The 25,899-nt window shown below is 72.4% G+C and carries 19 protein-coding genes; 13 read left to right on the forward strand and 6 right to left on the reverse strand.

Annotated elements, in window-relative coordinates; translation table 11 throughout:
- Positions 1-28: 28 nt before the first annotated feature.
- Complete coding sequence (locus WMF34_RS36555; protein WP_012239804.1) at positions 29-2,272, reverse strand: cyclic nucleotide-binding domain-containing protein; 2,244 nt, start codon at positions 2,270-2,272, stop codon at positions 29-31.
- Positions 2,273-2,518: 246 nt separating this feature from the next.
- Between WMF34_RS36555 and WMF34_RS36560 the strand changes: the two genes are divergently transcribed.
- The 6 genes from WMF34_RS36560 (at position 2,519) to WMF34_RS36585 (ending at position 8,863) form a co-directional block, all read left to right on the forward strand.
- Positions 2,519-3,655 carry a hypothetical protein gene (locus WMF34_RS36560; RefSeq protein WP_012239805.1) on the forward strand — a complete coding sequence of 379 codons (1,137 nt, stop codon included), beginning with the start codon at positions 2,519-2,521 and terminating at the stop codon, positions 3,653-3,655.
- An 88-nt stretch (positions 3,656-3,743) separates the two neighbouring features.
- Entirely contained in the window at positions 3,744-4,742 is a 999-nt protein-coding gene (locus WMF34_RS36565) for an NAD-dependent epimerase/dehydratase family protein (protein ID WP_012239806.1), read from the forward strand.
- A gap of 58 nt (positions 4,743-4,800) precedes the next feature.
- The gene (locus WMF34_RS36570; RefSeq protein WP_231864440.1) at positions 4,801-5,736 is read left to right on the forward strand and encodes a hypothetical protein; all 936 of its coding nucleotides are present in this window, start codon (positions 4,801-4,803) and stop codon (positions 5,734-5,736) included.
- Positions 5,733-6,884 carry a peptidase MA family metallohydrolase gene (locus tag WMF34_RS36575; RefSeq protein ID WP_012239808.1) on the forward strand — a complete coding sequence of 384 codons (1,152 nt, stop codon included), beginning with the start codon at positions 5,733-5,735 and terminating at the stop codon, positions 6,882-6,884. Before WMF34_RS36570 ends, WMF34_RS36575 begins: the two co-directional genes overlap by 4 nt.
- Positions 6,881-7,702 carry a CPBP family glutamic-type intramembrane protease gene (locus WMF34_RS36580; protein WP_231864441.1) on the forward strand — a complete coding sequence of 274 codons (822 nt, stop codon included), beginning with the start codon at positions 6,881-6,883 and terminating at the stop codon, positions 7,700-7,702. Before WMF34_RS36575 ends, WMF34_RS36580 begins: the two co-directional genes overlap by 4 nt.
- 393 nt (positions 7,703-8,095) lie before the next feature.
- Entirely contained in the window at positions 8,096-8,863 is a 768-nt protein-coding gene (locus tag WMF34_RS36585; protein ID WP_437990729.1) for a hypothetical protein, read from the forward strand.
- Between the two features lie 75 nt (positions 8,864-8,938).
- Here WMF34_RS36585 and WMF34_RS36590 read toward each other — a convergent pair whose 3' ends face one another.
- Complete coding sequence (locus WMF34_RS36590; protein ID WP_437990730.1) at positions 8,939-9,847, reverse strand: zinc metalloprotease; 909 nt, start codon at positions 9,845-9,847, stop codon at positions 8,939-8,941.
- A gap of 767 nt (positions 9,848-10,614) precedes the next feature.
- On the opposite strand from WMF34_RS36590, the gene WMF34_RS36595 reads away from it, so the two are divergent.
- Together WMF34_RS36595 and WMF34_RS36600 are read left to right on the forward strand one after the other, a co-directional pair.
- Positions 10,615-11,067 carry a Fur family transcriptional regulator gene (locus tag WMF34_RS36595; protein WP_012239814.1) on the forward strand — a complete coding sequence of 151 codons (453 nt, stop codon included), beginning with the start codon at positions 10,615-10,617 and terminating at the stop codon, positions 11,065-11,067.
- A gap of 184 nt (positions 11,068-11,251) precedes the next feature.
- Positions 11,252-13,108: a permease gene (locus WMF34_RS36600; RefSeq protein WP_437990731.1), complete on the forward strand. Its 1,857-nt coding sequence runs from the start codon at positions 11,252-11,254 to the stop codon at positions 13,106-13,108.
- A 158-nt stretch (positions 13,109-13,266) separates the two neighbouring features.
- Here the strand turns inward: WMF34_RS36600 and WMF34_RS36605 are convergent, their stop codons facing one another.
- From WMF34_RS36605 to WMF34_RS36620, 4 genes are all read right to left on the reverse strand, one after another.
- Positions 13,267-13,614, reverse strand: coding sequence for a hypothetical protein (locus WMF34_RS36605; RefSeq protein WP_437990732.1), 348 nt, complete (start codon positions 13,612-13,614; stop codon positions 13,267-13,269).
- Between the two features lie 158 nt (positions 13,615-13,772).
- Positions 13,773-14,858, reverse strand: coding sequence for a serine/threonine-protein kinase (locus WMF34_RS36610; protein WP_437990733.1), 1,086 nt, complete (start codon positions 14,856-14,858; stop codon positions 13,773-13,775).
- A 424-nt stretch (positions 14,859-15,282) separates the two neighbouring features.
- A complete protein-coding gene (gene glnA / locus WMF34_RS36615; protein WP_012239818.1) occupies positions 15,283-16,695 on the reverse strand; it encodes a type I glutamate--ammonia ligase in 1,413 nt (470 codons plus the stop codon).
- Between the two features lie 190 nt (positions 16,696-16,885).
- Positions 16,886-17,224: a P-II family nitrogen regulator gene (locus tag WMF34_RS36620; protein ID WP_012239819.1), complete on the reverse strand. Its 339-nt coding sequence runs from the start codon at positions 17,222-17,224 to the stop codon at positions 16,886-16,888.
- Positions 17,225-17,884: 660 nt separating this feature from the next.
- On the opposite strand from WMF34_RS36620, the gene WMF34_RS36625 reads away from it, so the two are divergent.
- The 5 genes from WMF34_RS36625 (at position 17,885) to ruvB (ending at position 25,869) form a co-directional block, all read left to right on the forward strand.
- Entirely contained in the window at positions 17,885-20,614 is a 2,730-nt protein-coding gene (locus WMF34_RS36625) for a serine/threonine-protein kinase (protein ID WP_012239820.1), read from the forward strand.
- A gap of 4 nt (positions 20,615-20,618) precedes the next feature.
- Positions 20,619-21,194 carry a GNAT family N-acetyltransferase gene (locus tag WMF34_RS36630; RefSeq protein ID WP_012239821.1) on the forward strand — a complete coding sequence of 192 codons (576 nt, stop codon included), beginning with the start codon at positions 20,619-20,621 and terminating at the stop codon, positions 21,192-21,194.
- A gap of 93 nt (positions 21,195-21,287) precedes the next feature.
- Positions 21,288-22,850 (forward strand): sensor histidine kinase, encoded by a 1,563-nt coding sequence (locus WMF34_RS36635; RefSeq protein ID WP_012239822.1) that lies wholly within the window; start codon positions 21,288-21,290, stop codon positions 22,848-22,850.
- Positions 22,847-24,766, forward strand: coding sequence for a two-component sensor histidine kinase (locus tag WMF34_RS36640; protein WP_012239823.1), 1,920 nt, complete (start codon positions 22,847-22,849; stop codon positions 24,764-24,766). The genes WMF34_RS36635 and WMF34_RS36640 overlap by 4 nt, the downstream gene beginning before the upstream one ends.
- Before the next feature lie 80 nt (positions 24,767-24,846).
- Positions 24,847-25,869 (forward strand): Holliday junction branch migration DNA helicase RuvB, encoded by a 1,023-nt coding sequence (ruvB, locus tag WMF34_RS36645; protein WP_012239824.1) that lies wholly within the window; start codon positions 24,847-24,849, stop codon positions 25,867-25,869.
- Positions 25,870-25,899: the final 30 nt, after the last annotated feature.

A 25,899-nucleotide genomic window follows, 5' to 3' on the forward strand; every position in this document is an offset into this window, starting at 1 on the left:
GCGAGGCCGGCCACGAAGGGCCGCGCGCTCAGCCGAGGACGAACCGCCGGATGCGCCCGGCGAGGCTCCGCACCTTCTCCTCGGCCTCGAGGTAGCGCTCGGCCGCGTCGCGCAGGTGGGCCTGGCGCGACGCCATGAGCAAGCTCAGCTCGATCACGAGCTGCGGGCGCGCCTCGATGATCGGCTGCAGGGCCTCCTTCGTGATCTGGTAGAGCACCACCTCGTCGACGGCGCGCACCGTCGCGGTGCGCTCCTCGCCCGTGAGCAGCGCGAACTCCCCGAAGACGGCGCCCTTCTCGAGCGCGGCGACCGTCGAGTCCTGCCCGTCGGGGTGCCGCACCAGGACCTCGACGGCGCCGGACGCGACGACGAACATCGACGAATCCCGCTGCCCCTGCAGCACGATCCGATCGAGCGGCCCGTACTCGATCCGGCGCGCCTTCGTCGCGAGCTTACGGAGCTCGCGATCGAGCAGCGGCTTGAAGACCGGCGTCCGCCGGAGCAGCATCATGAGGTCCTCGGCGCTCGCCTCCCGCGCCGCCTTGCTCGGCTCCTCGAGCTCGATCGACGGCGCGGCCCCGTGGCCGTCGCGCCGCTGCAGCGCGGCGAGGTGCGACGGGTTCTTCTCCATGTACGCCTCGAGCAGGCTCGCGTTCCGCGGGATGCACTCGTCGCCCGTGTAATCCATGAGGTTCCGCTCGGCGGCCCACCGGGCGACGTCGTTCATCGACTTCCGGTACTGCCGGCACGCCGCGGGGAAGATGCCGTCCTGGTCGCCGAAGAGCCCCGTCAGCGCCTCGGGCATCAGGCTGAGCCCGAACAGCCGCATGTCCCCCCGCTGGTGCCAGAGCGCGAAGTCGCGCCACCGCGGATCGAGGTGCGCGAGCTCCGGGAACGCGAGCACGTTGTTCTTGAGCACGGCCCGCTCCGCGTCGCGGAACACCCGGTGCCACGTCTCCTGCGCGTTCCACAGGTTGGGGCCGGCGAGCTCGATCGCCTTCTGCAGGTCCGCGTGGTGGGCGTGCAGGAAGGCGAGCGTGGCCTTCTGCTTGCGCATCAGGTTCGTCAGGCTCACGGGCCCGGCCGAGAAGAAGCCGGCCGCGCGCGGCGCGATGTGCCGCATGTCCCAGACCTGCGCCCACGCCGCGACGTCGATCGACGCGCGGATCGGCGCGAACGCCGCGCCCTCCTCGAAGGCCTCGCGCTCCCCCGGCGAGAGCATGTCCGGATAGTCGTGCTTCACGGCCTCGAAGATGCCGAGGCACGTGAGCAGCTCGAGGTAGAGGCCCACCCGGAGCAGCCAGCGGGGGTCGGGGAGGTTGCGCCGGTGCTGCTCGAGGTCCTGATGGATGGCCCGGAGGTACAGGAGCGCCTTGTCCATGCCGATGGTCAGCACGGGGAACCACGGGTGATAGCCGACGTGGAGCTCGTCGATCCCGAGCGCCCGCTGCTGGATCTCCGTGTCCGCCTTGACGAGCCGGTCGAGCAGGCGCGCGTAGAGCGAGCCGAAGCGGCCGGTGTCGAAGATCTCGATGTCCGTCGACTCGGAGGCCACCGTCCTGCCCGCCTCGCTGAGCTTGAGCTCGACGCGGAGCTGCTGCCGGAACAGGCTCGCGAACGTGAACGGCTCGAAGCCGTCGGTGACGCGCCGCCGGAACGACTCGGGCAGCTCGCCCCAGAAATAGCCGCCGCCGGTCTCCTCGCCGGGGGGGTGCGGCACGAGCTGCCGCGCCGGCACGAGGGTGGCCACGTAGACCGTCTGGTGGAACGAGTTCCACGGGGCGGGCTCGAGCTTCGGGACGGGGTAGGACGAGGTCGAGACGATCTGCGGGCTGAGCGGCACGTCCATGAGGCCGGGCACCGGGCACGGCTCGCCGCCGTCGGGGCTCGCGGGGAGGAACCACGCGGACATGGTCACCTCGAACGGGCGCTCGAAGGGGGCGACGAACGCGTAGATATCGCGCAGCCGGTAGAGCAGCCACACCTCGTCGCCGAGCTCCGACGGGTCGCCGGAGGTGTTGATGCAGCCGACGCGCTCGCTGCACCCGTGCCCCGGATAGAGCGCCTCGTCGACAGGCCGCTTGCCGGGCTCGAACGGGATGAGCTCCAGCGACGGCGAGAGCTCGGCCGACTCCTCCTCCGGGCTCTGGCGCGCCTCGAGCTGGCGCAGGTACTGGCGGACCCGGGCGAGCTTGTCTTCCCAGTCCATGCCCTCCACACGGCTCATCAGCAGCCGCTTGAACTGCCTCTGGAACTCCTTCGGGGTCATCATGCTGCGTCCACCTGAGTTGCCGGGGGCCAGACAGGCCCTCCGCGAGAGCTTACCGGCTTCGCGCGCGCGGCGTCGTGCGATCAGCGCGGCGCGTGGCGTCCGGCGGTCAGCGCGGCGCGCGGCGCCGGGCGATCGGCGCGGCGCTCCGCGATCGGCGCGGGGCGCGGCGCTCCGCGATCGGGCCGAGACCACGTCGGTGCGAGCCCCTTGCAGCGCCGCGTCTCGGAAGGTACGGGCTCAAGCCCTATGGCTATCGAGATCCGCGAGCTCCGGAAGGGCGACAAGAAGGTCCTCAAGGACTTCCTGAACGTGGTCGACACCGTCTACGAGGGTGAGCCCAACTATATCCGCCCGCTCGACTTGGACATCTCCGATCGGCTCGACAAGAAGAAGAACCCGTTCTTCGAGCACGCCGAGGGGACGGCGTGGGTGGCGTACAAGGACGGCCGGCCAGCGGGCCGGATCACCGCGCAGGTCGATCACGAGCACCTCCGGGTCCACCGCGACGAGACCGGCTCGTTCGGGTTCATCGATACGATCGACGACGCCGAGACGGCCGCGGCGCTGCTCGCCGAGGCCGCGGGCTGGCTGCGCGCGCGCGGGATGAAGCGCATGCGGGGCCCCTACTCGCTCTCGACCAACGAGGAGATCGGCTGCCTCATCGAGGGCTTCGAGCTCCCGCCGGTGATGATGATGCCCTACCACCGGCCGCACCAGGGCCGGCTCATCGAGCAGGCGGGGCTCGAGAAGGTGAAGGACCTCTACGCGTGGGGCTACGAGGTCGGCAACGTCCCCGCCCGGGCGCAGAAGGCCCACGCCGAGGTCCTGGCGATGCCGGAGGTGCACACGCGCTGCGGCGATCCGAAGAACCTGCTCCGCGACATCCGGATCCTCATGGACGTCTACAACGACGCCTGGAGCGACAACTGGGGCTTCGTCCCGATGACCGAGAAGGAGCTCGTCAAGTGGGCGAAGGACGTGCGGCTCATCCTGATGCCCGAGCTCACCAAGATCACGTTCATCGACGGCGAGCCGGCCGCCGTGTCGCTCGGGCTGCCCGACCTCAACCAGCTGATCAAGGACTTCCACGGCAAGCTCCTCCCTGGCGGCATCTTCAAGCTGCTGTGGCGGCTGCGCGTGCGCGGCCCGAAGCGCGGGCGCCTCGTCGTGCTCGGCATTCGCAAGAAGTGGCGCCACGTGCGGCGCTACGCCGGGCTCAGCGCCTTCCTGTACGTCGAGATGAACCGCGCGGCGCATCTGCTCGGCATGGAGGGCGGCGAGCTGGGGTGGACGCTGGAGGACAACGCCGCCATCAACGCGGGCATCCGGCTGATGGGCGGCCGGATCCACAAGAAGTACCGCGTCTACGAGCGGGCGCTGTGATGGACACGGGCGCCGGCTGTGCGACGTGGGCGCCGGCGCCGCGTCGAGCCGCCGGCGCGCGCCGGGACCGGAAAGGAGGAGCGGATCGATGAGGGTGCTGGTCACGGGCGCGAGCGGGTTCCTCGGCTCGCACGTCGCCGAGCAGCTCGTGCAACAGGGGCACAGCGTCGTCGCCCTGGTGCGGCGCTCGTCGGACACGAGGTTCCTGTCGTCGCTGCGCGGGGTCGAGCTCGCGTACGGTGCCGTCGAGGACGCCGAGAGCGTCCGCCGCGCGGTCGTCGGCCCGCCGGGTGTCGACGCGATCGTGCACTCGGCCGGGCTGGTCAAGGCGCGCGACGAAGCGGAGTTCTTCCGGATCAACGTCGACGGCACGCGGAACCTGCTCGACGCGGCGAAGGCGGCGCCGGCGGGGGCGATACGGCGGTTCGTATTCGTCTCGAGCCTCGCCGCCATCGGCCCGAGCCAGGACGGGCGCCCCATCGCCGCCGACGCGCGCCCGGCCCCGGTGACGCGCTACGGGCGCTCGAAGCTCGAGGCCGAGCGGCTGGTCCTCGCCGAGAAGGGCGCGTTGCCCGTGGTCGTCATGCGCCCCCCGATGATCTACGGCCCGCGCGACCAGGAGTCGTTCGCGTTCTTCCAGAGCGTCGCGCGCCGCTTCCTCCCGATGCTCGGCGACGGCAGGAACACGCTCAGCGTCATCTACGCCTCCGACGCGGCCGCCGCGTGCATCCGGGCGATCGAGAGCGACGTGCCGAGCGGCCGCGCCTACTTCATCGACGACGGAAGCGTGTATGTGTGGCGCGACATGCTGGCGGACGTGGAGGCGGCGCTCGGCGCGCGGGCGCTCGTCCGTCTCGGCGTCCCGTTCTCGCTCGTGCGCGGCGCCGCGCTCGCGAGCGAGGGGCTCGGCCGCCTCACCGGCAAGGCCGTGATGCTCACGCGCGACAAGCTGAACGAGCTCTCCGCGTCGCACTGGGTCTGCGACTCGAGCGACGCCCGCAGGGAGCTCGGCTGGGCGCCCGAGGTGAGCTGGGCGGAGGGGACGCGCCGCGCGGTCGCCTGGTACCGCGAGCATGGCTGGCTGTGACGTGACGCCGCGCCGCGCGCCGTTTGACGCTCGCCCGCGGCCTCCGTACCGTAAATGCATGTCCCGCTGTCCGCCGGTTGCCCCGGGCCTCGTCGCGATGGCGCTCGGCCTGACGGCGGCGCCCGCGCAGGCCCAGGAGCCGCCTCGAGACGGCGCCGGCGCGGCGGCGCCCGACGCGGGCAGCGCGGCGGCTGCGCGCGGCGCGCCGGACGCGCCCGCCGCACGGTCGGCCCTGCGCGGCGCCGTCGTGGTGGCGGTGGACGACGCGAGCGCCGACGCGGCTCGCTCGCTCGCCCGCGCGATCTACGGCGACCCCGCGCTCCGCCCGCCGATCGACGAGGCGACAGCGCAGGTGCTCGCCGGCGATCCGCCGCGCCCGGACGCGCCGGCCGCCGTGAAGGAGCTCGCGGAGGTGCGCCGCTCCGCCGGGCGCGCCGAGTCCGAGCCGGTCGCGCGCGGGCTGCTCGCCTCGCTCGGCGCGGGCGCAGGCGCGGCGCTCGTCGTCGCGGTGAGCACGGCGCACGGCCACCCCGTGGCGCGCGTGCTCCGGGTCGCGGGCGCGAGCTACGCGCCGCTCGAGCTCGGCGCGACGGTCCAGCGGACCGCCGATGGCGCGGCCGCCCCCGCCGGGGCGATCTTCGGCTGGCCGGGCGCGGGCGCGGCCGTGCGCGCGCTGCTCGCTGGAGACGAGCGGAGCGGAGGCGCGGCGGGTCGCGCCGCGACGCCGCCCGCGCCCGCCTCATCGCGACAGGGCTCATTGGGACCTCGCGGACCTCGCGGACCTCGCGCCGACGTCGTCCAGGCGGCGCCGAGGTCCGCGGGCGGCGGCGCCAGCTCGTCGGAGCCGCCGGAGCGGCGCTCGACGTGGAGCTCCCCCTGGTTCTGGGGGCCGCTCGCTGGCGTCGTCGCGACCGGGATCGTCGTGCTGGTGCTGGCCCAGACGGGCGGCGATGACGGCGACACCGTGCACCTCCGGGGCCGGATCGCGCCATGACGCGCTCCTCCCGGCGCAACCCGGCGGGGTTGGGGCTGAGGCTCGCCGCGCTCCTCTGCGTCGCGATCATCGCCGCGCCCGCGCGGCTCGCCGGCGCCGCGCCCCGCGTCTACGACGCGCCCGCCGCGTCGCGCGACGGCAGCGCCGATCTCCCCGTGCCGCCGCCGCCGCCGGCGTACCACACCGAGGATCTCGGCTGGATCGAGCTCGCCTATCACCCGTCCACCCGCGACCGTGTCCGCCCGCTGATCGCCCGCGCCGGCGACCTGCGCGCCGAGCTCGGCGCCCTGCTCGGCCGCGACGTGCTGGCCGCCCCCGTGAAGGTCCGGATCGCGGATGTGCCCGCCGAGCTCGACGATCTCGTCCCCGGGGGCCTCGCCGGCCCCGTGACGGCGATCTCGTTCGGCGCGCTGCGGCTCGCGGTCCTGAGCGCCTCTCCTCGGCTCGGCGCCGAGGCGCCCGATCTCGAGGGCGCCTTCCGTCACGCGCTCGCGCACCTCGCCCTGGACGAGGTGACGGGCGGCGCCGTACTCCCGCGCTGGTTCCACGAGGGGTTCGCCGCCCACGTGGCCGGAGACCGCGGCGCTCGTCGCGCGCAGGCGCTCTCGGTCGCCGCGCTCCGGGGGAGCCTCCTCCCGCTCGACGAGCTCGAGGCGAACCTGACGGGCGCCGAGGACATGGCCGGCTCGCTGCCCTACGCGCAGGCGGCCGACGTCGTCCGCTTCCTCGTCGAGGACGAGCGGCGGCAGAGCTTCGTGCGCGCGCTGGCTCAGGTGCGCGGCGGCGTGCCGCTCGAGGCCGCGCTCGGGGCCGCCTATGTCTCGACGGGCCGCGAGATCGAGCTCGCGTGGCGCGCCAACGTCGCGCGCCGCTACGGCTTCGTCCCGGTGCTGGCCGGCTCGCTGCTGGCGATCGGGCTGCTGGTCTCCGGCCGGCTGGCCGTGCAGCGGCTCCGCAGCCGGAGATCGCCGCCGCCTCCCGCGCCGCGCCGCCGGCTCCGCGCGGCGTCGGAGGTACGCCACCGGCCCGCGCGCCCGTCCACGGTCCAGCTCGTCGCCACCCTGGGCGCGCGTCACCGCAACGAGGTCGACGGCGACGCGGACGTCCCGAAGGTGGAGCACAACGGCCAGTGGCACACGCTCCATTGAACGCCACGGAGGAGGCCCCTCCTCGGCCCGATCCCGCCGGACCGCAGCGCCGCCTGACGGAGCTCGCGCTCGGCGCGGCCTGGCTCATCGGCCTCGCCGCGGCCCTGCAGATCGTGTCCGTGGTCCTGTCGTCGAGCCCGCTCGCGGCGGCGCTCGCCGGCGCGGTCGTCGCCGACGTCGTCGCGGCGCGGGCCGGCGTGCAATGGACCGACCCTCTGGAGCCGGAGGGCCCAGGCCGCCGCGCGCCCCTCGCCCGTCGCGTCGGGCTCGGCGCTGCGCTGGGCGCGCTCGCCGTGTTGATCACGGTCGGCGTCTCCGCGGCGCTGGGGTGGGTGACCGTCGAGGCCGGGGCGCCCTCGGCGAGCCTCGGCTTCGCCCTGGCGCGCGCGATCGCCCTCGCTGTCCGCGACGAGCTCCTGCTCACCGGCATCCCGTTCGCCGCCGCGGCGCGCGCCGGCCTCTCGCCCCGCCCCGCGCTCGTCTTCTCCGCCCTCGCGCACGGCGCCGCGATCGGGCTCGCGCCGGGCGCGTCCCCGTCGAGCTTCGCCCTTGCGACCGCGCTCGGCGCGCTCGCCGCGGCGCTCTTCCTGCGCGGCCGCGGCGTGTTCGCGGCGGTCGCCGTCCACGCGAGCTTCACCGCGCTCGCGGGCGCAGGTCTGCGCGGCGCCCTGCTCGACGCCACGTGGATCGACGGCGCCCTCGCCGCGGGGACGCAGGCCTTCGGCCCGCCTGCCTGGCTCGGCGCGGCCGTGCTCGCGATCCTCGCCGCGCTCACCCTCCGCGCCGGCGCCCTGCAGCCTGACCGTCCAGCACGGTAAAGCGCCCCCGCCCCGCGCGGCCGCCACGGAGCTCTCGCCGCCGCGCCGGCATGAAGCGCGCCTCACCCGCGTTGTAGTTCCGGACAGCGGCGCTGGCGGCGCCGCGTCCATCGCAGCTGCGCACTCGGCCTCTCCCCCTCCACCGCCGGCGTCCGGTTTCCAGCGCCCGGCGCGTCACATCCACCGGACCGACACCGACATTTCACAGCGCCGTGAGAGCACGCGCCGCGCAAGCGGATCGCGGGCGAACACGCGCGATATCCCACAGCGCCTCACCCCTCGGACACGGCTATGTCATATTTCAGCGCACCGCGTCAAGCACACATTGACGCGCCGCCTTCGAGGAACCAACGATCAGGTATGCACTGCGAAAGGATCCTTCGGATTGCGCCGATGATGCTGCTCGCGCTCGTGTCGACGGGCTGCGGCATGGCGACGATGATCGACACGAACACGCGCTCCATCCAGGCAACGACGGAGGAGATGCGGCGGACCCGCGCGACGATCGAGGATTCGAATCAGACGCTGCGGAGCTCGCAGGAGAGCATCGATCGGCTTGCCGAGCTGCGTCAGCCGATGGAGAAGCTCGCCGAGATGCAGGCGGCGATGGAGCGGCTGGCCGAGCTCAAGGGATCGATGGACGCAATGCAGCAGAGCATGCGGGAGACCGCGCGCCTCAAGGAGTCGATGGATCGGCTGAGCGAGATGGAGGCCACCATCGCCGCGATGAACGAGAGCCTCGTGGGCATCCGCGGCCCGCTCACGGACGTCGCCGCCCTGAACGCGCCGATGCGCGACGTCGCCGCCCTGGACGCGCCGATGCGCGACGTCGCCGGGCTGAAGCAGCCGATGGAGCAGGTCGCGACGCTGCGCGAGCCGATGAAGGAGGTGAGCAAGCTGTCGGCGCCGATGGAGGAGATCAGCCAGCTCGGGGGCGATGCGTCGCGCCAGACCGGCCTCATCGCCATCGGCCTGCTCGGCTGGGGCGTCGTGACGTTCCTCGGCGTGTACTTCGGCGTACAGGCCGGCACCCGCCGCCAGCAGCGCCTGGCGCAGGGAGATAGGGACTCGAGCGCGGGGCCGGCGCCTGCCGAGCCCGCGCCGCGCGCCCTCACCGAGAGCCGGAGCTTCGAGCGCCGGGCCCAGATCAAGTCGATGTGATCGAGCCCTGCCGGACGCCTGTCCGGCCGGCGAGCGGCGGAGTCGCCCGCCGCCCGCCGTCACCTCACCCACCGATCAACGATACGTATTCCAGTGAGCCGACATGCGATCGGCCTGCCCTGCAGTGAACCCATCCATGCAGGAATCGTCGGTGTAATCCATGAAGTTCTGGACCGGGTCGAGCCCACCTCCCCGGCAGCTGTCCCTGTTCAGCGGGCAGCCATACGCGGCGCTGCGCTCGGACGCCGTGTCCGCGACGCCGTCACCGCTCTTGTTGCAGCCGCCTTCGAACGTGTGGAAGAGGCCGAGCCAGTGGCCGACCTCATGCGTACCCGTATCTCCCTCGTTGTACGGCGCCGCATTGCCGCCGGGTAACGTGGAATGGAGCAGGACGACGCCGTCATCGGTCGGACGGGCCGCGTAGCTCGAGGGGAACGTCGCCCAGCCCAGCAGACCGCCGCCCGGATTGGCCGTGTAGATATTGAGGTGGTCTGACCCACCAATACGGAGCGCGGCCTTGGCCTGCCGCTCGGCCGAAGAGCCCGACGACATGGTGTACCAGGTCGCGTTCCTCGTCCGATCGACGGAGGCCAGCGTGAAGCTGAAGCGGGTGTTCGCGTACGCCTCGTTGAGCACCTCGATCTGCGCCGCGATCATCCCGTCCGTCACGTCGCCGTTCGACACGCCGATGCCCTTGTTGATGACGTGGACGTGCACGGGGATCTCGACCGCCGCGCCCACCGAGAACCCGAGCGCCATCCGGCTGCGGACGAACTGCTCGACGGCCTCCTTCTCGACGTCGCTCAGCTCGACGGTCGCGCAGCCGCGCCGCAGGGGCGCCGGCGTCGCCTCGACCTGCTCGGGCTCGACGTCAGCGACGGCCGGCGCATCCTCCGCGGGGGTCGAGGGGTCGGCGCCGCACGCGACGCCCAAGGCAGCGATCAAGACTAAGGCAAATACTTCCGCGCACGTCCGAGCTCGCATGGACACTCTCCTTGGTTCATTTCCCCGCAAAGGAAGCATGAATATATATCCGCGATCACAATCGGTTCAATTCCAAAAGGGCTGATTCCACTCGCGACGACAAAGGAAGATTCCATGTCTTGGTCGTTCTGGCCGTTCTGGTCGTCTTACGAGTCTTGCGCTCTCTCGCCGAACGCCGACAGGACCCCGGACATGCAGAGCGGTGACGAGGCGCGGCGGCCCGTGTGGAACGGACACGCCGATTGCTCCAACGTGGATCGATCGCTCCATGATGGAGCACACATCGAGAGCGGCGCGGACCGAGAGAGCGCCCCTCGACTCGAGATCAGACGATGACGGGGACCTGGCTGTTCCACCGGTTCCATGTCCTCCGCGCCTTCGGGATCAGGGCCCGTGGAGCTCACCCCGATTTCGAGGCGCTTTCCCGAGGAGCGCCGCACCGCGCGCCCATCCGCCTGGTCTGTGCAGCTCGAGCGACGCTCGAAGCCGGGCGCACGACGTTATCCAAGCTCTCCGCCTGCCACATCCTCTCGGCGCCGGGTCGGCGCTCGCCGCCGCCGGCCCTGTCGTCGGGGCCGCGCCGGGCTCGCGCACACGCGGTCCGCACGAGGGCAGACGCTGCGTTCTCGCGGGCGATGGCGCGGCGGGCTCGGCGGCGATCCTGCGATCTCGCTCACACTGGCACGCGGCCGACCCGGGCGCTGCGCGGCCGACGGGCGCGATGCATCGTGATTGCGGCACTCTCCTGGCGACGGTAGAGGTCTGGCATGGCGCGTAACAAAGCAGGTCAGTCCGCGGAGGAGCTCCGTGAGCAGATCCGGGCGGCCGGCCTGCGGGCGACCTCGCCGCGCATCGCGGTGCTGCATAGCCTCGGCCGCTCGCGGACGCCCGTCAGCCACGCGGAGCTCGCTGCTGAGCTCGCCCCGAAAGGGTGGGATCGCGCCACCATCTACCGGAACCTGATCGACTTGACCAACGCCGGGCTCGTGCGCCGCACCGACATGGGCGACCACCTCTGGCGGTTCGAGCTGCGGGAGTCCACCGGAGCCCACGCGGCGGACGAGCACCCGCACTTCATGTGCGACACATGCGGCGATGTGCTCTGCCTCCCTGACGAGAGCATCGAAATCAAGGCGGCGCGCGGCGCGCCGCGCGCGCTGCGGCGCAAGGGACTCCAGATCCAGATCAAGGGCCGCTGCGATCGGTGCGTGCAGGCCTGAGCGGCGGAGCAGCCTCCGGGCATCGGCGCCCCCCGGCCACCGGCAGCCCCGAGCCGCGCGGATGACGCGGCGCTCGGCGACGCTCACCGACGCTGAGCGACCACAGACGGCTGCCCGCATCTTGGTTGCAACACCAATTTGATATTGATTAGGCTACGGGGCTCGGGCATAGCCCACCGCGCCCATGCTCGCGCTCGTCGTCGTCCTGTCGATCGCCGGCCTCGCCGCGGGGCCGCTCCTCGTGGCGCTCGGCCGGCGCCAGGCGCTGCCGACGTCGGCGCTCGACGGGCTGACGCTCGGCCTCGTGCCCGCGCTCGTCCTCACGCGCCACCTGCCGCACGTCGTCGAGGAGATCGGGGCGCAGGCGCTCCTCTGGGCGGCGCTCGGGTACGCGGCGCTCGGGCTCGCGGAGCACCGGCGGCGTGACACCGGCGAAGTGCTGGGGCGGGAGATCGCGTTCTCGGCGCTCGCCGTGCACGGGCTGCTCGACGGCGCCGGGCTCGCGCTGGCCGTGGCCGCGGCCGGCAGCGGCGCGGACGGGGTGCTCTTCGCGAGCGCCGTCCTCGTGCACCGGCTGCCCGAGGGGCTGTCGCTCGCGACGCGCTTCCTGCCCGCCTGGGGCTGGCGGCAGCTCGCCGCGCGCCTCGGGCTCCTCGGGCTGCTCACCGTCCTCGGCGCCCTCCTCGGCCAGCGCGCCGTGGAGAGCCTCCCTCACGAGTCGTTCGAGGTGTTCATCGCGTTCGGCCTCGGCGTCCTCCTGCGGCTCGTGGTCCACACGCACGAGGCGCCGCCTCGCGGAGCGCGCGCGCGGACGGCGAGCGCGATCGCCTTCGCCTCGGGGCTCTGCGTCGCGCTCGCGCTCCCCAGCCCGGAGGGCTCCTTCACGAGCGCGCACGCGTCCGAGCTGTCGTTCGCCGAGCCGCTCGGCCCGCTGTTCATCGAGACGGCGCCCGCCGTGCTCGCCGGGCTCGCCATGGCGGGGCTCCTGCGCGCGCTCTCTCCGAGCGTCGTGCATCGCTCGACCGGCTCGCTGCGCGGCGGCGCGGCGCCGCCCCGGGCCGCCCGCGGCCTGGCGTCCGGGCCGCCGCTGCCCCTCTGCGCCTGCGGCGTCGCGCCGCGCATGCAGCGGCTCCCGCGCGCGAGCGCGCCGGTCGCCTCGGCCGTCGCCGTCGTCCTCTGCGCGCCGGCGCTCGATCCCGCCGGCGCGCTGCTCTCGCTGCGGATGCTCGGCCTGCCGTTCACCGCGGCGCGCGTCGCGGGCGGCGCGCTCCTCGCCGTGCTGGTCGCGCTCCTCGTCGCCGGGGTGGCCAGGACGAACGGCTCGAGCGCCGCGCCCTCCGGCGGCGCACCGCCCGTCGTCGCCGGGACCGTGGCATCGCCGGGCGCGCGGCTCCGCGCCGCCGTCGCCGAGGCCGTCGGTCCAGCGCTCGATCACATGGCCGCCTGGTACGTCGCGGGCCTTCTGCTCGCCGCCGTCCTCGAGGCGGCCATCGCGCCGGCCGCGGCGCGCGCGCTCGGCGCGCCGGACGGCGTCCTCGTGAGCGCGCTCCTCGCGGTGCCCGCGCACGTGTGCGCGCAAGGCGCGACGCCGCTCGCCGCGGTGATGATCCACAAGGGGCTCCCGGTCGGCGCGGCGCTCGCGTTCCTCGTGGCGGGGCCCGCGACCCACATCGCGGCGCTCGGCGGCCTGCGTCGGGCGTTCGGAGCGCGCGCCGCCGTCGCCTCCGCGCTCTTCAGCGTCGCCTTCGCCGTCGCGCTCGGCCTCGTCGCGAACGCCTTCGTCCCCCTCTCGGCGATCCCGGCCCCTTACGACCTCGCGCCGCAAGAGCACTCCACCATCGCATGGGTCTGCGCGGCCGCGCTCGGCGCGCTCCTGCTCTCGAGCTTCATGAGGCTCGGCCCTCGCGCATGGTTCGGCGGTATGCGCGGCGTCGGCGGCACCGGTGCATCCGGGCCAGAGGAGCCGCATGCGCCCTGCACGCACGCACATCGCAGAAGCGCGAGCGGCGCACCGGACGACCACGGCGCGCCGCCCGCGTGACGCCGGGCTCCCCGGAACGTCGTTCCAGGAGCTCACGCTCACCGGTCTCCCTCACGCCGCTCGCGGCCTCCTCGCGCGCCGCTCGCCGCTCTCGCTCGCGCGTCGTCCCGCGGCCTCCACCTCACGCGCCGGAGCTCCGGCGCGGGGCGGCGCGGCGATCACCCTAGCTGGACCGAGCCGTGGTGATCGCAGTGATCGCCGTGCGGATGGTGCAGGTGCGCCCCGACGAGGTAATCGAAATGATCGCCGTGGGGCACGGCCTGATGGCCGCAGCCTGCCCCGTGCGTGTGCGCCTCCTCGTGATCGGCGCATGCATGGCTCGGCGTGCACGCGTCAGGGTTCTCCTTGCCGACCGAGAGCACGTGCTCATCGAAGTGATCGCCGTGCGGGTGATGCAGGTGTCCGTCGTGCAGGTAATCGACGTGGCCCTCATGCCGCAACGCCTGATGTCCACATCCCTGCCCATGAACATGGGCGTGCGCTTCATGCGTCTGGTGGTCGTCCATCGACTTGCATCCTTTCCATCAATGCTCGCTTCGAGCTCGGGTAACGGCTCGACGTGGGGCCAACATGGGGCCCCGACGCGCACCGCCGCAAGGAGCAACCTGGCGCGCATGCCGTGGGCGAGCCGACCACGCTCGCTCGCCCCGCGGCGCCGCGGCGCTCAGCGGATCCAGTACCTGCCGATGAGCACGAGCGCCATTGCCCAGAGCACCACCCCGATGCCCGCCGCGACGAGCATGGCCTTTGGCAGGCGCCTGCCGTGCTGCACGAGCCGCCCCAGCGTCCCGGCGGCGTCGCCGCCCCGCGCCGCCGCGCTCTCGGGCGCGAGGCCGACGTCGCCGCCGAGGCCGACGTCCGAAGCGCGCCGCCCCTTCTGTCCCCGGAAGCGCTCGGCGCGCAGCTCGCGGAGAACGGCCTCGAGCTCCTTCGCGAGCGCGTCCGCCGAGGCGATCCGCTCGTCGCGCTCGCGGCGGAGGCACGCTTCGACGAGCTGGCAGAGGCGCGGCGGGAGCCCTGGCCTGCGCGCGGCGATCGGATCGCAGTCCTTGCTCAGGATCCGGACCATCAGCGCGTTGTAGTTCGGCGCCTGATGCGGGGTCGTCCCGGTCAACGCCTCGTACATGACGACGCCCAGCGACCAGATGTCGGCGCGGGCGTCCACGTCCTCGCGCCCCGCGGCCTGCTCGGGCGACATGTACGCCGGCGAGCCGACGACGCAGCCCGTGCGGGTCAACGAGAAGTTGTGCTCCTTCTCCAGGACCTTGCTGATCCCGAAGTCAAGGATCTTCCCCACGAGCTCGCCCAGGTGGTTGCGATGCACATAGATGTTCGCGGGCTTCAGATCGCGGTGGATGATCCCTTGCTGATGGGCCATGTCGAGCGCCCGCGCGAGGCCGAGGAAGAGCTCGACCAGCACCTCCGGCTCGATGGTGCGCTCGCGCCGCAGCCACTCGTCGAGCCCCTCGCCGACGAGCAGCTCGAACACGAGGAACGGAGAGCCGTCCTCGGCCTGGCCGAGGTCGAGGATCTCGACGATGCTCGGGCTCCGCAGGCGCCCGCTCGCCTTCGCCTCGTTGAAGAAGCGCTGGAGCGCGACGGCGTCCCCGGCCACCTCGGGGCTCATCACCTTGAGCGCCACGTCGCGGTCGATGAGCACGTTCTTCGCGGCCCACACCGACCCGCTGGCGCCTTGGCCCAGGAGCTTCACGAGGCGGTAGCGAGACTGGATGAGATCGCCGGGGTTCACTGCTGCGCCGAGGTGTCGCTGGGGAGCCGAGGGGACTGAAGGAACCGAGGGAACCGAGGAAGCCGAGGAAACGGGCGGACCGGAGGACCGCGGGACCAGGGAACCGAGGAGGAGCGGAGGAGCTGGCTTGACGCCGCCCCCATCGGAGCCGGACCGGAGGATAACCCGAGCCATGGACGAGCGGTACCGCGGTGCGGCGCGCTCCAGCAGGAAGCAAAAGTTCGCGGTGCGAGGGTGCGATAGCCCGCCTCGTCGCCTGTGCGGGCGCAGAGATCCGTCGATTTTGCGGTGCCGCGACGCTTCGACTCGGCGTCACCGGCGCTCGCCGGACACGACGGCGAGCGAGGAAGAGACCAGGCAGCGAGGGGCACAGCACAATTTTCTTGTGCGCCGGCCCCTGCGCTGCCCTCGGGGGCGGGGGCGATCAGACGTCGTAGTAGAGGAAGAACTCGTGCGGGACCGGGCGGAGCCGGACCGCGTCGACCTCGCGCTCGCGCTTGTAGTCGAGCCAGGTCTTGATGATGTCGCGGGTGAAGACGTCGCCGCGGAGCAGGAACTCGTGGTCGCGCTCGAGGGCGCCGAGGGCCTCGTCGAGCGAGCCCGGCATGTGCGGCACTTCCTTGAGCTCCTCGGGCGAGAGCGCGTAGATGTCCTTGTCGAGCGGATCGCCCGGATCGATCCGGTTCTGGACGCCGTCGAGGCCGGCCATCATCATGGCGGCGAAGGCGAGGTACGGATTGCAGCTCGCGTCCGGGAAGCGGACCTCGATGCGGCGGCCCTTCGGGCTGTTGCCCGGGGCCAGCGGGATGCGGATCGACGCCGAGCGGTTGCGGCTCGAGTACGCGAGGTTCACGGGCGCCTCGTAGCCCGGGACGAGCCGGCGGTAGCTGTTCGTCGTCGGGTTGGTGAGCGCGGCGAGCGCCTTCGCGTGCTTCAGGATGCCGCCGATGTACCAGAGGCCCGTGTCGGACATCCCGGCATAGCCGTCGCCGGCGAAGAGCGGCTTGCCCTCCTTCCAGAGCGACTGGTGGCAGTGCATGCCGCTGCCGTTGTCGCCGAAGAGCGGCTTCGGCATGAACGTCACCGACTTGCCGTTCTTGCGGCCGACGTTCTTGATGACGTACTTGAACCACATGAGGTTGTCGGCCATCGACGTCAGCGTCGAGAACTTGATGCCGATCTCGCACTGGCCGGCCGACGCCACCTCGTGGTGGCCGACCTCGACCGCGATGCCGGTCTCGATCAGCGTCGACATCATCTGCCCGCGCAGATCGCCGAGCGTGTCGGTCGGCGCGACGGGGAAGTAGCCCTCCTTCGACCGGATCTTGTGCCCGAGGTTCGGGCCGGCCTTGCCGGAGTTCCAGACCGCTTCGTCGCTGTCGATCTCGTAGAAGGCGCCGCGCTGCGAGCTCTCGTAGCGGACCGAGTCGAAGACGAAGAACTCGGCCTCGGGCCCGAAGTAGGACGTGTCCGCGATGCCGCTCGCGCGGAGGTGGTTCTCGGCCTTCTGGGCGATGTAGCGCGGGTCGCGGCCGTAGGGCTGGCCGGTCACCGGATCGCTGATCTTACAGATCATGCTCAGCGTCTTCTGGGCATGGAACGGGTCGAGCTTCGCCGTCGACGGATCGGGCGTCATCAGCATGTCGCTCGCGTTGATCGGCTGCCATCCGCGCACCGACGAGCCGTCGAAGCCGATCCCCTCCTCGAAGAGATCCTCGTTCAGGCGGGACGCCGGGATGGTCGTGTGCTGCCAGATGCCGGGCAGATCGATGAACTTGAGATCGACAAATTTTACGTCGTTTTCCTTCGCAAACGCGACGACATCTTTCGCCTTCATGATCTTCTCTACCTCGCTGACTCGCTGCTCTCGCTGTATGTGACTCGACGGTGCGCGGGCTCGTGCTCGCTTCTCGGTTGTCGATCTGTCGACCTATCGACCTATCGATCTGTCGATCTATCGTTCTATCGATCCTCGAGCCTGTGACCCGCCGCGAATGCCCTGTGACGCTCTGCCGGCGGCGCGCCTCCTAGATGGCGTCCTCGCCGCGCTCCCCCGTGCGGATCCGCACGGCCTCCTCGACGGGGACGACGAAGATCTTGCCGTCGCCGATCCGACCCGTCTTGGCGCTCTTCTCGATGGCGTCGATGACGTCGCTGACCATGCTGTCCGGCACGACGATGTCGACCTTCACCTTCGGCACGAAGTCGACGACATACGCCGACCCTCGATAGACCTCTTTCTTGCCGCCGGTCCGACCGAAGCCCTTTACCTCGGTCACCGTCATGCCCTGAATCCCGACCTCGGCGAGGGCGTCCTTGACCTCGTCGAGCTTGAACGGCTTGATGATCGCCTCGACCTTTTTCATTGCGCACGCCTGTGGTGACCGGGTGCCCGCCAGGGGTGAAGACCCGGGCGCTCACCCGAAAGGCCCCGCCGGAGCAGAGCTGGTAAAGGGGGGACACCTCCGCCGGCGGCCTCCCATCGATGTGCCGGGCGCCGCCCGGCTTCCGATCCGTGACGGGGGCGGCCCGGTCCACCGAGCCTTGCCCGCCACTGTCAACGACTCAGGGACCCATCCAGCAGAGCCGGATCGGCGACCCTTCACCCCGGACGCTGGCGCGCGACCGAAGGTCCAGGCTGGTGTACCCAAGCTCATGTTTCCGGAATGTTTCGCGCACCGCGCGAGCGTGAGAAAAGTGCATCGGACGTCAGAAAATCGGAGCCCGCTTACTTTTTTCACAGCTCTACCTGTGCAAGGCAGAGCTCGCTTGCGCGGCGGCGGCGCCGGGGGTGAGAACCTGCCTACGCACCACGCCACCAGAGCGGTGGCCCCGCCCTGTTCCATGAGCGGCCCAGGGTGGAATCCACTTTCACGGTGGCGTCCTGGACCGCTGAGCCCGCTTGCGCGGCGCCCGGGAGAGGATCGGGCCCCTCCCTGACGGGTCACGCTGCGCTCGCCATTGTTCTTGTGACGCGGCTCGAATAGGCTGCGCTGGCGAATCCAGTCGCGGGATAGCCCTGCCTGATGGCTTTGCCGAACAAAGCGAAGATCCCGGTAGGCACGGTCCTCGCCGGAAAATACCGCATCACACGCGAGATCGGGCGCGGCGGCATGGCTGCCGTGTACGAGGCCGAGCACATCGACATCGGCAAACGCGTGGCGATCAAGGTGCTCGCCCAGGAGCTGACGACCTCAGCCGTCGTGGTCGAGCGCTTTCTCCGAGAGGCCCGGGCCGCCGCGTCGATCCGCAGCCCCTTCATCTGCGACGTCTACGACTCGGGCAAGCTCGACGACGGGCGGCCCTTCCTGGTGCTCGAGCTCCTCGAAGGCGAGTCGCTGTACGAGCGGATGACCGTCATCAGGTACCTCGACCCCGAGACCACCGTGACGGTGGTGTCCCAGGTGTGTCGAGGGCTCACCAAGGCGCACGCCGCCTCCATCGTCCACCGCGACCTCAAGCCGGAGAACATCTTCCTCACGAAGGATGAAGAGGGCCGGCTCTGCGCGAAGATCCTCGATTTCGGCCTCGCGAAGTTCTACGCGCCGGTCGACGGCGGCGACGCGCAGGCGCGCCTCACCCGCGAGGGCGCGGTCTTCGGAACGCCGGCGTACATGAGCCCGGAGCAGGTGCGCGGCCAGGGAGCGGTCGACCACCGCGCGGATCTCTGGGCGCTCGGCTGCATCACCTACGAGTGCCTCACCGGCCGCACCGTCTGGCAGACCGAGCAGGGCGTCGCGATGACGTTCGCGCAGATCGCCAACGCGCCCCTGCCGCAGCCGGCGGCGCTCCGCCCCGACCTCCCGGCGAGCTTCACCACGTGGTTCGAGAAGGCGCTCGACCGCTCCATCGATCGCCGCTTCCAGACCGCGAAGGAGTTCGCCGACGAGCTGTCGGTCGCGCTCGGCGTCGCGCAACCGACGCCGCCGCGCGGCGCGGAGCCGTCCCAGGCGGGGCTCGTCATGCCGGGCGGCGACGCGCCGGCCGACCTGTCGTTCGATCCGCCGGGGGTCGTCCGTGTGACCCCCAACGAATCGCGGCGGACCGTCCCGTCGGGTCCGGCGGAGCGCGGGGGAGATCCGTTCGCCGGGCTGGACACCTCGGGCGCGCCCGGCGCCGCGATCGCCGGGCGCATGAGCCAGGGCGCGGGGCAGCAGATCACCTTCTCCGGGGGCTCGGGCGAGACCTCGGTCCCCGATCCGCTGGCGCACGCATCAACGCCGAAGCGAGGCGGCGCGGGGCGCGCGCTCGTCGTGTTCGGCGTGCTCGCGCTCGCCGCGGGCGGCGCCTACGCGGGTTACCGCCAGTTCCTCAAGCCGACGGCCCTGCCGCCCGTCTCGTCGAGCAGCGCGGCGCCGCCGGCCATCAGCGCCCCCTCGGCGTCGGCGTCCGCCGGGGCCAACGTGCCGGCGCGCACCGACGCCCGCGTCGAGCCGCCCGCCCTGGCGTGGCCGCCGCTCGTCGCGCAGGCGCAGGAGGCGGTCGCCGCCGGCGATCTCAAGGCCGCGCTCCGGCTGCTGAAGGACGCTCAGGACAAGGGCAACCACCCCGTGCCGCGTACCCTGATCGAGCACGTGCAGGTCGCCCTGAAAGACGCGAGCGGCAAGGCGCCTTGCGCGCTCACCGGCCTCGCGAGGCCGCGCACGCACGATCTGGTGCGCGAGGGCGGCCGCGCCATCGGGGCCAGCCGGCCCTCGATCGCGCTCGGGCCGCGCGGCGCGGTGGTCACCTGGACGGACTCGCACGAGGGCACCGAGCACGCCTACACGACGACGCTGGACGGCGCGATGCGGCCGTCGTCGCCGGCGCTCGACGTGACGCCCGAGGGCCGCGCCATCGGGCGCCCCGAGCTGACCTCCGCAGGCGATCGGCTGGTGCTCACGTACTGGGACGGCAAGGGGCCGGAGGCCGGCGTGCACGTGCGCTGGCTCGACGCCAACGGGCGGATCGACGGCCCCGCCGTGATGGTCGCGCCCTTCCCTCGCGGAGGGAACTCGTGGCCCTCGCTCGCGCGCGCCGCCGAGGGGTTCCTGATCACGTGGTCGGACGACGGCGACAACGCCTCCGAGGACCTCTTCATGCGCCGCCTCTCGCCGAACCTCGATCCGGCGGGCGACATCATCCGGCTGACCGACGTCACCCCGACGGGCCCCTCGAAGCCGCGCGTCCGCTTCCCCTCGGTGGCGGTGGCGAACGACGTGATGCACCTCGCCTTCCGCTTCGATCGCGAGCCGACGCGGGTCATCCAGTACATGCGCCTCCCGCTCGCGAACGCCGGCAAGGGGCTCCCGCCGGCCAGCCCCGGCAAGCGCGCCGACCGCGCGCTCGGCGACCTGTCGCTCGTGAACAGCGATCGGGTCCGGAGCGACAGCCCCTCGCTCGCCTGCGGCGCGGGCGGCTGCTTCGTCGTCTGGCACGGCGAGGCGCCGCTCGGGGGCGCGTCGGCCGCCTACATCGATCCGGCCAAGGGCCAGCCGATCTGGCGCAAGCGGTTCTCGAAGTCGGGCGCGCGCCCGTCGATCGCGATCGCGCCGAGCGGGCAGGCCCAGCTCGTCTGGTTCGAGGGGGGCCGCATGCTCACCGCATCGATCAACCGCGACGGCATCGGCGCGCCCACGAAGTTCGCCCGCGTCAGCGGGGATCAGCCGGCGCCCTCGATCAGCCCCGGCGCGAAGCCCGGAGAGTGGTATGTCGCCTGGCTTGACTACGAGGCGGGTCATCTCGAGCCCTACGCCGCCCGCATCCAGTGCCGGTGACCCCATGCTCATCCTCCCACCTCGAAGCGAGGTCCGCGCCCGTCCCATCGAGACCGAGCGGCTGATCCTCGTGCCGATCGACCCGTCCGACGGGCCCGAGCTCTGGCTCGCGGTCAACGGCTCGCGCGCAACCCTCCAGCGCTGGCTTCCCTGGGTGCAGTTCCACACGGATCCGGCCGCGAGCGTGCGCTTCGCCGAGGCGTGCGCCGCCGACTGGGATCACGGCAGGGCGCTGCGCTTCGTCATCCGCGAGCGCGCGCACCGCTCGCTCGCCGGGGTGGTCGGGCTCGAGGCGTGCGTCCACCTGCACCGCTCTTGCGAGCTCGGCTACTGGCTCCGCAAGGAGGCGACCGGGCGCGGGCTCATGACCGAGGCCGCGAGGGCCGCGCTCGGGTTCGCGTTCGGCCACATGGGCGCGCACCGCGTTCGGGTTGCGGCCGCGACGGACAACCATCCTTCCCTCGCGGTCATCGGCCGGCTCGGCTTCCGCTTCGAGGGCATCGCCCGGCAGGCCGAGTGGTGCGACGGCCGCTGGCTCGACCACTCCGTCTTCGCGCTCCTGGCGACCGATCCCAGGTAAAGCCGCCCACGAGGGCGCTCGCTCGCTATTTCCCTCCGCGCGCCCGAGGTGGCCCGTGCGCCGCCCGAAGCGCGCTAGCATCCTGACTCCGCCGTGGCCCGCCGTCGTCGCCTCATCCGCTGGCCCCGCGGCACGACGCCGCTCGTGCCGCTCGCGCCCGCGATCGTGATCGTCGTGGGGATCGCCACGGCGGTGGCGATCGCGCTGATCGGCATCGGCCAGCTCGCGAAGATGAGCGATCAGGCCGCGAGCCTGCGCGCCGAGGTGCTGGCCGCGACGCTCTCGGCGCGGCTCCGCGGGACCATCGAGGGGGAGCGGGCGGCGTTCCTGCGGGAGGCGGCGCGGCGGGCTGGGTCGGAGATCCTGCTCGTCGATCAGGGCGGCCACGTGCTGATCAACGAGAGCTTCAGCGCGCCGGCCAGGGCCGGCATCGTCCAGATGCTCACCCTGGGCAAGGGCGAGACGACGACCTCGCTCGGCCGCGTCCGGTTCGCGGCGCGCCCGCTGCACCCGCCGCTCTCTCACCTCTCGGTGCTCACCTTCGTCTCGGCGCCGAGCCCGCCGCCCGACTCGATCGCGCTCGGCAACGCCGTCGCGGCGCTCACGGTGCTGCTGCTCGGCGTGGCTGTCGCGGTCGCGCTCTCGTTCACCAAGTCGGCGCGCGACGATGTTGACTACCTGCGCGAGCGCATCACGGTGATGGCGCGCGGACAGGGCCAGAGCGCGCTGCCCACGGACGTGATCCAGGCCGAGCCCGTTCCGATCAGGTCGCTCGACCAGGTCGGCCTCCTGACGGCGGCGTTCAACCTCCTGATCACCCGCTTCGCCGCGGCGGAGCGCACCTACCGGGCGGACCTCCAGCAGGCCTCCGCGATGGACCGCGAGCGCTCGGCGTTCCTCGCGGGGCTGAGCCACGAGCTGCGCACGCCGCTCAACGCCATCCTCGGGTTCGCGCACGTCCTGGAGAGCGAGGTCGACGGCCCGCTCAGCCAGGACGCGCGCGAGGCGCTGTCGGTCATCCGGCAGAGCGGCGAGCACCTGCGCACGCTCATCGACGACATCCTCGACCTCTCGGCGCTCGAGACGGGCAAGCTCCAGCTCTCCCGCCGCGCCGTGAACCTCCGCGCCCTCGTCGATCAGGTGATGCGGGAGGCGTCCGCGGCGGCGCGCGACAAGCCCCTCCAGCTCCGCGTCACCGGGGACCACGCCCTGGTCGCGCACGCCGATCCGCGGAGGGTGCGGCAGATCCTGACCAACCTCGTCTCGAACGCCGTCAAGTTCACGGCGCGCGGCTCGGTGACGGTCAACATCACGGGGCGCGGCCGCTACGCGGCGATCGTCGTCCAGGACACCGGCCCCGGCATCCCGCCGGAGGAGACGTCGGCGGTCTTCGAGGAGTACCGGCAGACCGGCGACGTGCGCTCGCGCCGGGCCGGGACGGGGCTCGGGCTCTCGATCGCGCGGCGCCTCGTGCTGATGCACGGCGGGACGATCCAGCTGGAGAGCGAGCTCGGGCGTGGCTCGACCTTCACGATCACCCTGCCGATGTGGATCGTGCAGCAGCCCCTGTTCGCGCCGACCCCGCCCACGCCCGACGTGGCGGCGCCGCCGGGGAACGACCCCGGCGCCGGCGGCCCGCAGGGGAGGATCGCATGACCGAGGAGCGCATGAGGGACGACGCGATCCACTTCGCGAGGCGCGTGCTCGTCCGCCAGGCGCTGGTCGGCGTCGCCGCGTTCGGGGCGATCGCGGCGCTCGCGCCGAAGCTGCTCATCCTCGAGCAGCGCGTCGCCGCCAGCGTGCTCTCGGTCGGCGCCAAGATCGCGCTCGCCGCGATCTGCGCGACCACGCTGCTGACGCTGCTCCGGCTGCGCACCCACGAGAACCTGCTGCGCTCGCTCGTGATCGGCTCGCGCGACGTCGATCACGAGGAGCTCGAGCGGTTCGCCGGGCTCCCGACCTCGCTGGCGCTGCGCTTCGTGCTGGCGAGCTCGACGATCTCCGGCCTCATGATGATCCCCGGGATCAGGCCGGAGAAGCTCGACGACGGCCGCGCGGTCAGCCTGCTCATCCTGGCGATCACGATCCTCAGCGCGTCCGCGATCCCGCACTACGTGCTGACGCGCGCCGCGGCGTTCAGCCTCTTCGAGATCAGCCCGGCCGAGGCGATCGGCGCCTTGCTCGAGACCGCCGAGCTTTACCAGACGCCGCGCCGGCGGGTCACCTCCAAGCTGCTCCTGGCCGTCGCCACGCCGGTGCTGCTCGTCGGCGTCGGGGCGGTGCTCATCGCGAACGCGCACCTCCAGACGTTCATCGAGCGCAGCCGGCGCTCGACCGCGGGGCTCATCGCGCGCACGGCGCTCGATCCGTCGCTCGGGGCCATCGACGCGGCCGGGCGCAACGACGTCGTGGCCTCGGCGGCGGAGTTCGGGTTCCTCGCGCGCGTGGAGCACGACTGCGTGGGCTCGGAGCCCTCCTTCGGCCGCGAGGCCGACGGGCAGATCGCCGTGATCACGCCGCTCGACTACGGCTGCGTCAACACCCGGTTCTCCGCCGACCTCGAGCCCTCTGCCGCGATCTGGGGCGCGCTCGTCGCGCTGCTCGCGGTGCTGGTTGCCGGCGCGCTCGGCAACCTGTTCGGCCGCGTCCTCGCGGCCGATCTCGTGCACGCCACGAAGCAGGTGCGCCTGCTCGGCACGGACAGCGTGCTGCGCGGCGCCACCCAGATCGCGCGCCCCGCCCGGTTCGCCGTCGTCGCCCGGCTCGGGCACGCCATCGAGGACCTCGCCGAGCGCTTCCGCGTCTTCGCCGCGGCGCAGGAGCGCGCGCTCGAGGCCCGCGAGGCGGCGCAGCGCATGCGCGGCCTCCTGTTCGCGAGCGTGAGCCACGACCTCAAGAGCCCGCTGAACGCCATCCTCGGGTTCGCCGAGCTCGTGGGCCAGGAGGATCTGACCCCCGCGCAGCGCGAGAGCCTGGAGCTCATCGCGACGCGCGGCCGGGAGCTCCTTGGCCTCATCGAGTCGATCCTCGACGCCGCCCGCGTCGAGGCCGGCCAGCTCACGCTCGAGCCTCAGCCGACGTCCGTCGGCTGGCTCATCGCGGGCGCGCTCCGCAAGGCGCGCGAGCTCGCGAGCGACGCCGGCGGCGAGGTCGTCATCGAGGTCGGCGACACGCTGCCGCTGATCCCCGTCGATCAAGCCTACGCGACGCGCGCGATCGCGGTCATCGTCGCGCACGCGCTCCGGACGGGCGCGGCCGACCCGTCGGCGCGCCTCGTGCGCCTCACGGCGACGATGGCCGGCGAGTTCAACAACGAGGTCCGCATCGACATCGAGTACGGCAGCCGCGACGTGCCGCCGGACGAGCTCGAGGCCCTGTTCAGCCGGCAGACCACGGCGCGCGGGCGCGGCCTGACGCTGGGCCTCAGCCACGCGCGATCGGTGATCGAGCTCCACGGAGGCTCTCTCGAGGTGGACGGCGCCCCCGACGGCCGGCCGCTCTGCCGCGCTCGTCTGCCGCGCATCCCGCCCCCCCGCCGTCCCCGCCTGTCCTCTGTCCCCGCGCTCGGCTGACCTCGACCAGCGCCCCGCGGCGACCCACGCCGCCGCGCGGATCGCTTCCCTTCGCTGCTTGCACGCGGTACGCCCGTGGCATGCCTGAACGGGCGCTCTCTCCTGCCGAGACAGGCGACGACGATCGCTTCGACCGCCTCTTCCGGCCTGCCTCGCTCGCCGAGTACGTCGGCCAGGCCAAGCACACGGAGAACCTCAAGGTCTTCGTCGAAGCCGCGCGCCGGCGGCGCGAGCCGCTCGACCACATGCTGTTCTGTGGCCCGCCCGGCCTGGGCAAGACCACGCTCGCCCACATCATCGCCCGCGAGATGGGCGTCGCGCTCCATGTCACGAGCGGACCGGCGATCGAGCACAAAGGCGCGCTGGCCGGCCTGCTGACGAAGCTGGAGCGCAACGACGTGCTGTTCATCGACGAGATCCACCGGCTCACGCCGGCGGTCGAGGAGAGCCTCTACCCCGCGATCGAGTCGTTCAACATCGACATCATGACCGGTGACGGCCCCTACGCGACGACGATCCAGCTCGCGCTGAAGCCCTTCACGCTCGTGGGCGCGACGACCCGCACCGGGCTGCTCACCGCGCCGCTACTGTCGCGCTTCGGCCACGTCGTCCGCCTCGACTTCTACCCCGTCGAGGAGCTCCAGCGCATCGTGCAGCGCAGCGCCGGCCTGCTCGACGTGCCGATCGACGCCGGCGGAGCGCGCGAGATCGCGGCGCGCGCGCGGGGGACGCCGCGCGTCGCCAACCGCCTCCTGCGCCGCGTCCGCGACTTCGCCGAGGTGCTGGGCGACGGCGCGATCACGATGGAGATCGCGCGGAAGACCGCGGAGCGGCTCGAGATCGACGCGGCCGGCCTCGACGAGATGGATCGCCGCCTGCTGCGCGTCATCGTCGATCACTACGACGGCGGCCCTGTGGGCATCGACACCTTGGCCGCGGCGCTCAGTGAGCCGCGCGACACGATCGAGGACGTGTACGAGCCGTTCCTGCTCCAGCAGGGCTTCGTCGGCCGCACGCCGCGCGGCAGGGTCGCGACCCGCCGCGCCTACGAGCACCTGGGCCTCGCGGCTCCTGCGACGAAGCAGGGAGATCTCTTCTCCTGATCCCAGCGCCGCGCGGGCAGCGCAATGCGT

This window comes from Sorangium sp. So ce145 (assembly GCF_051525985.1).
Lineage (GTDB): Bacteria > Myxococcota_A > Polyangia > Polyangiales > Polyangiaceae > Sorangium > Sorangium cellulosum_B.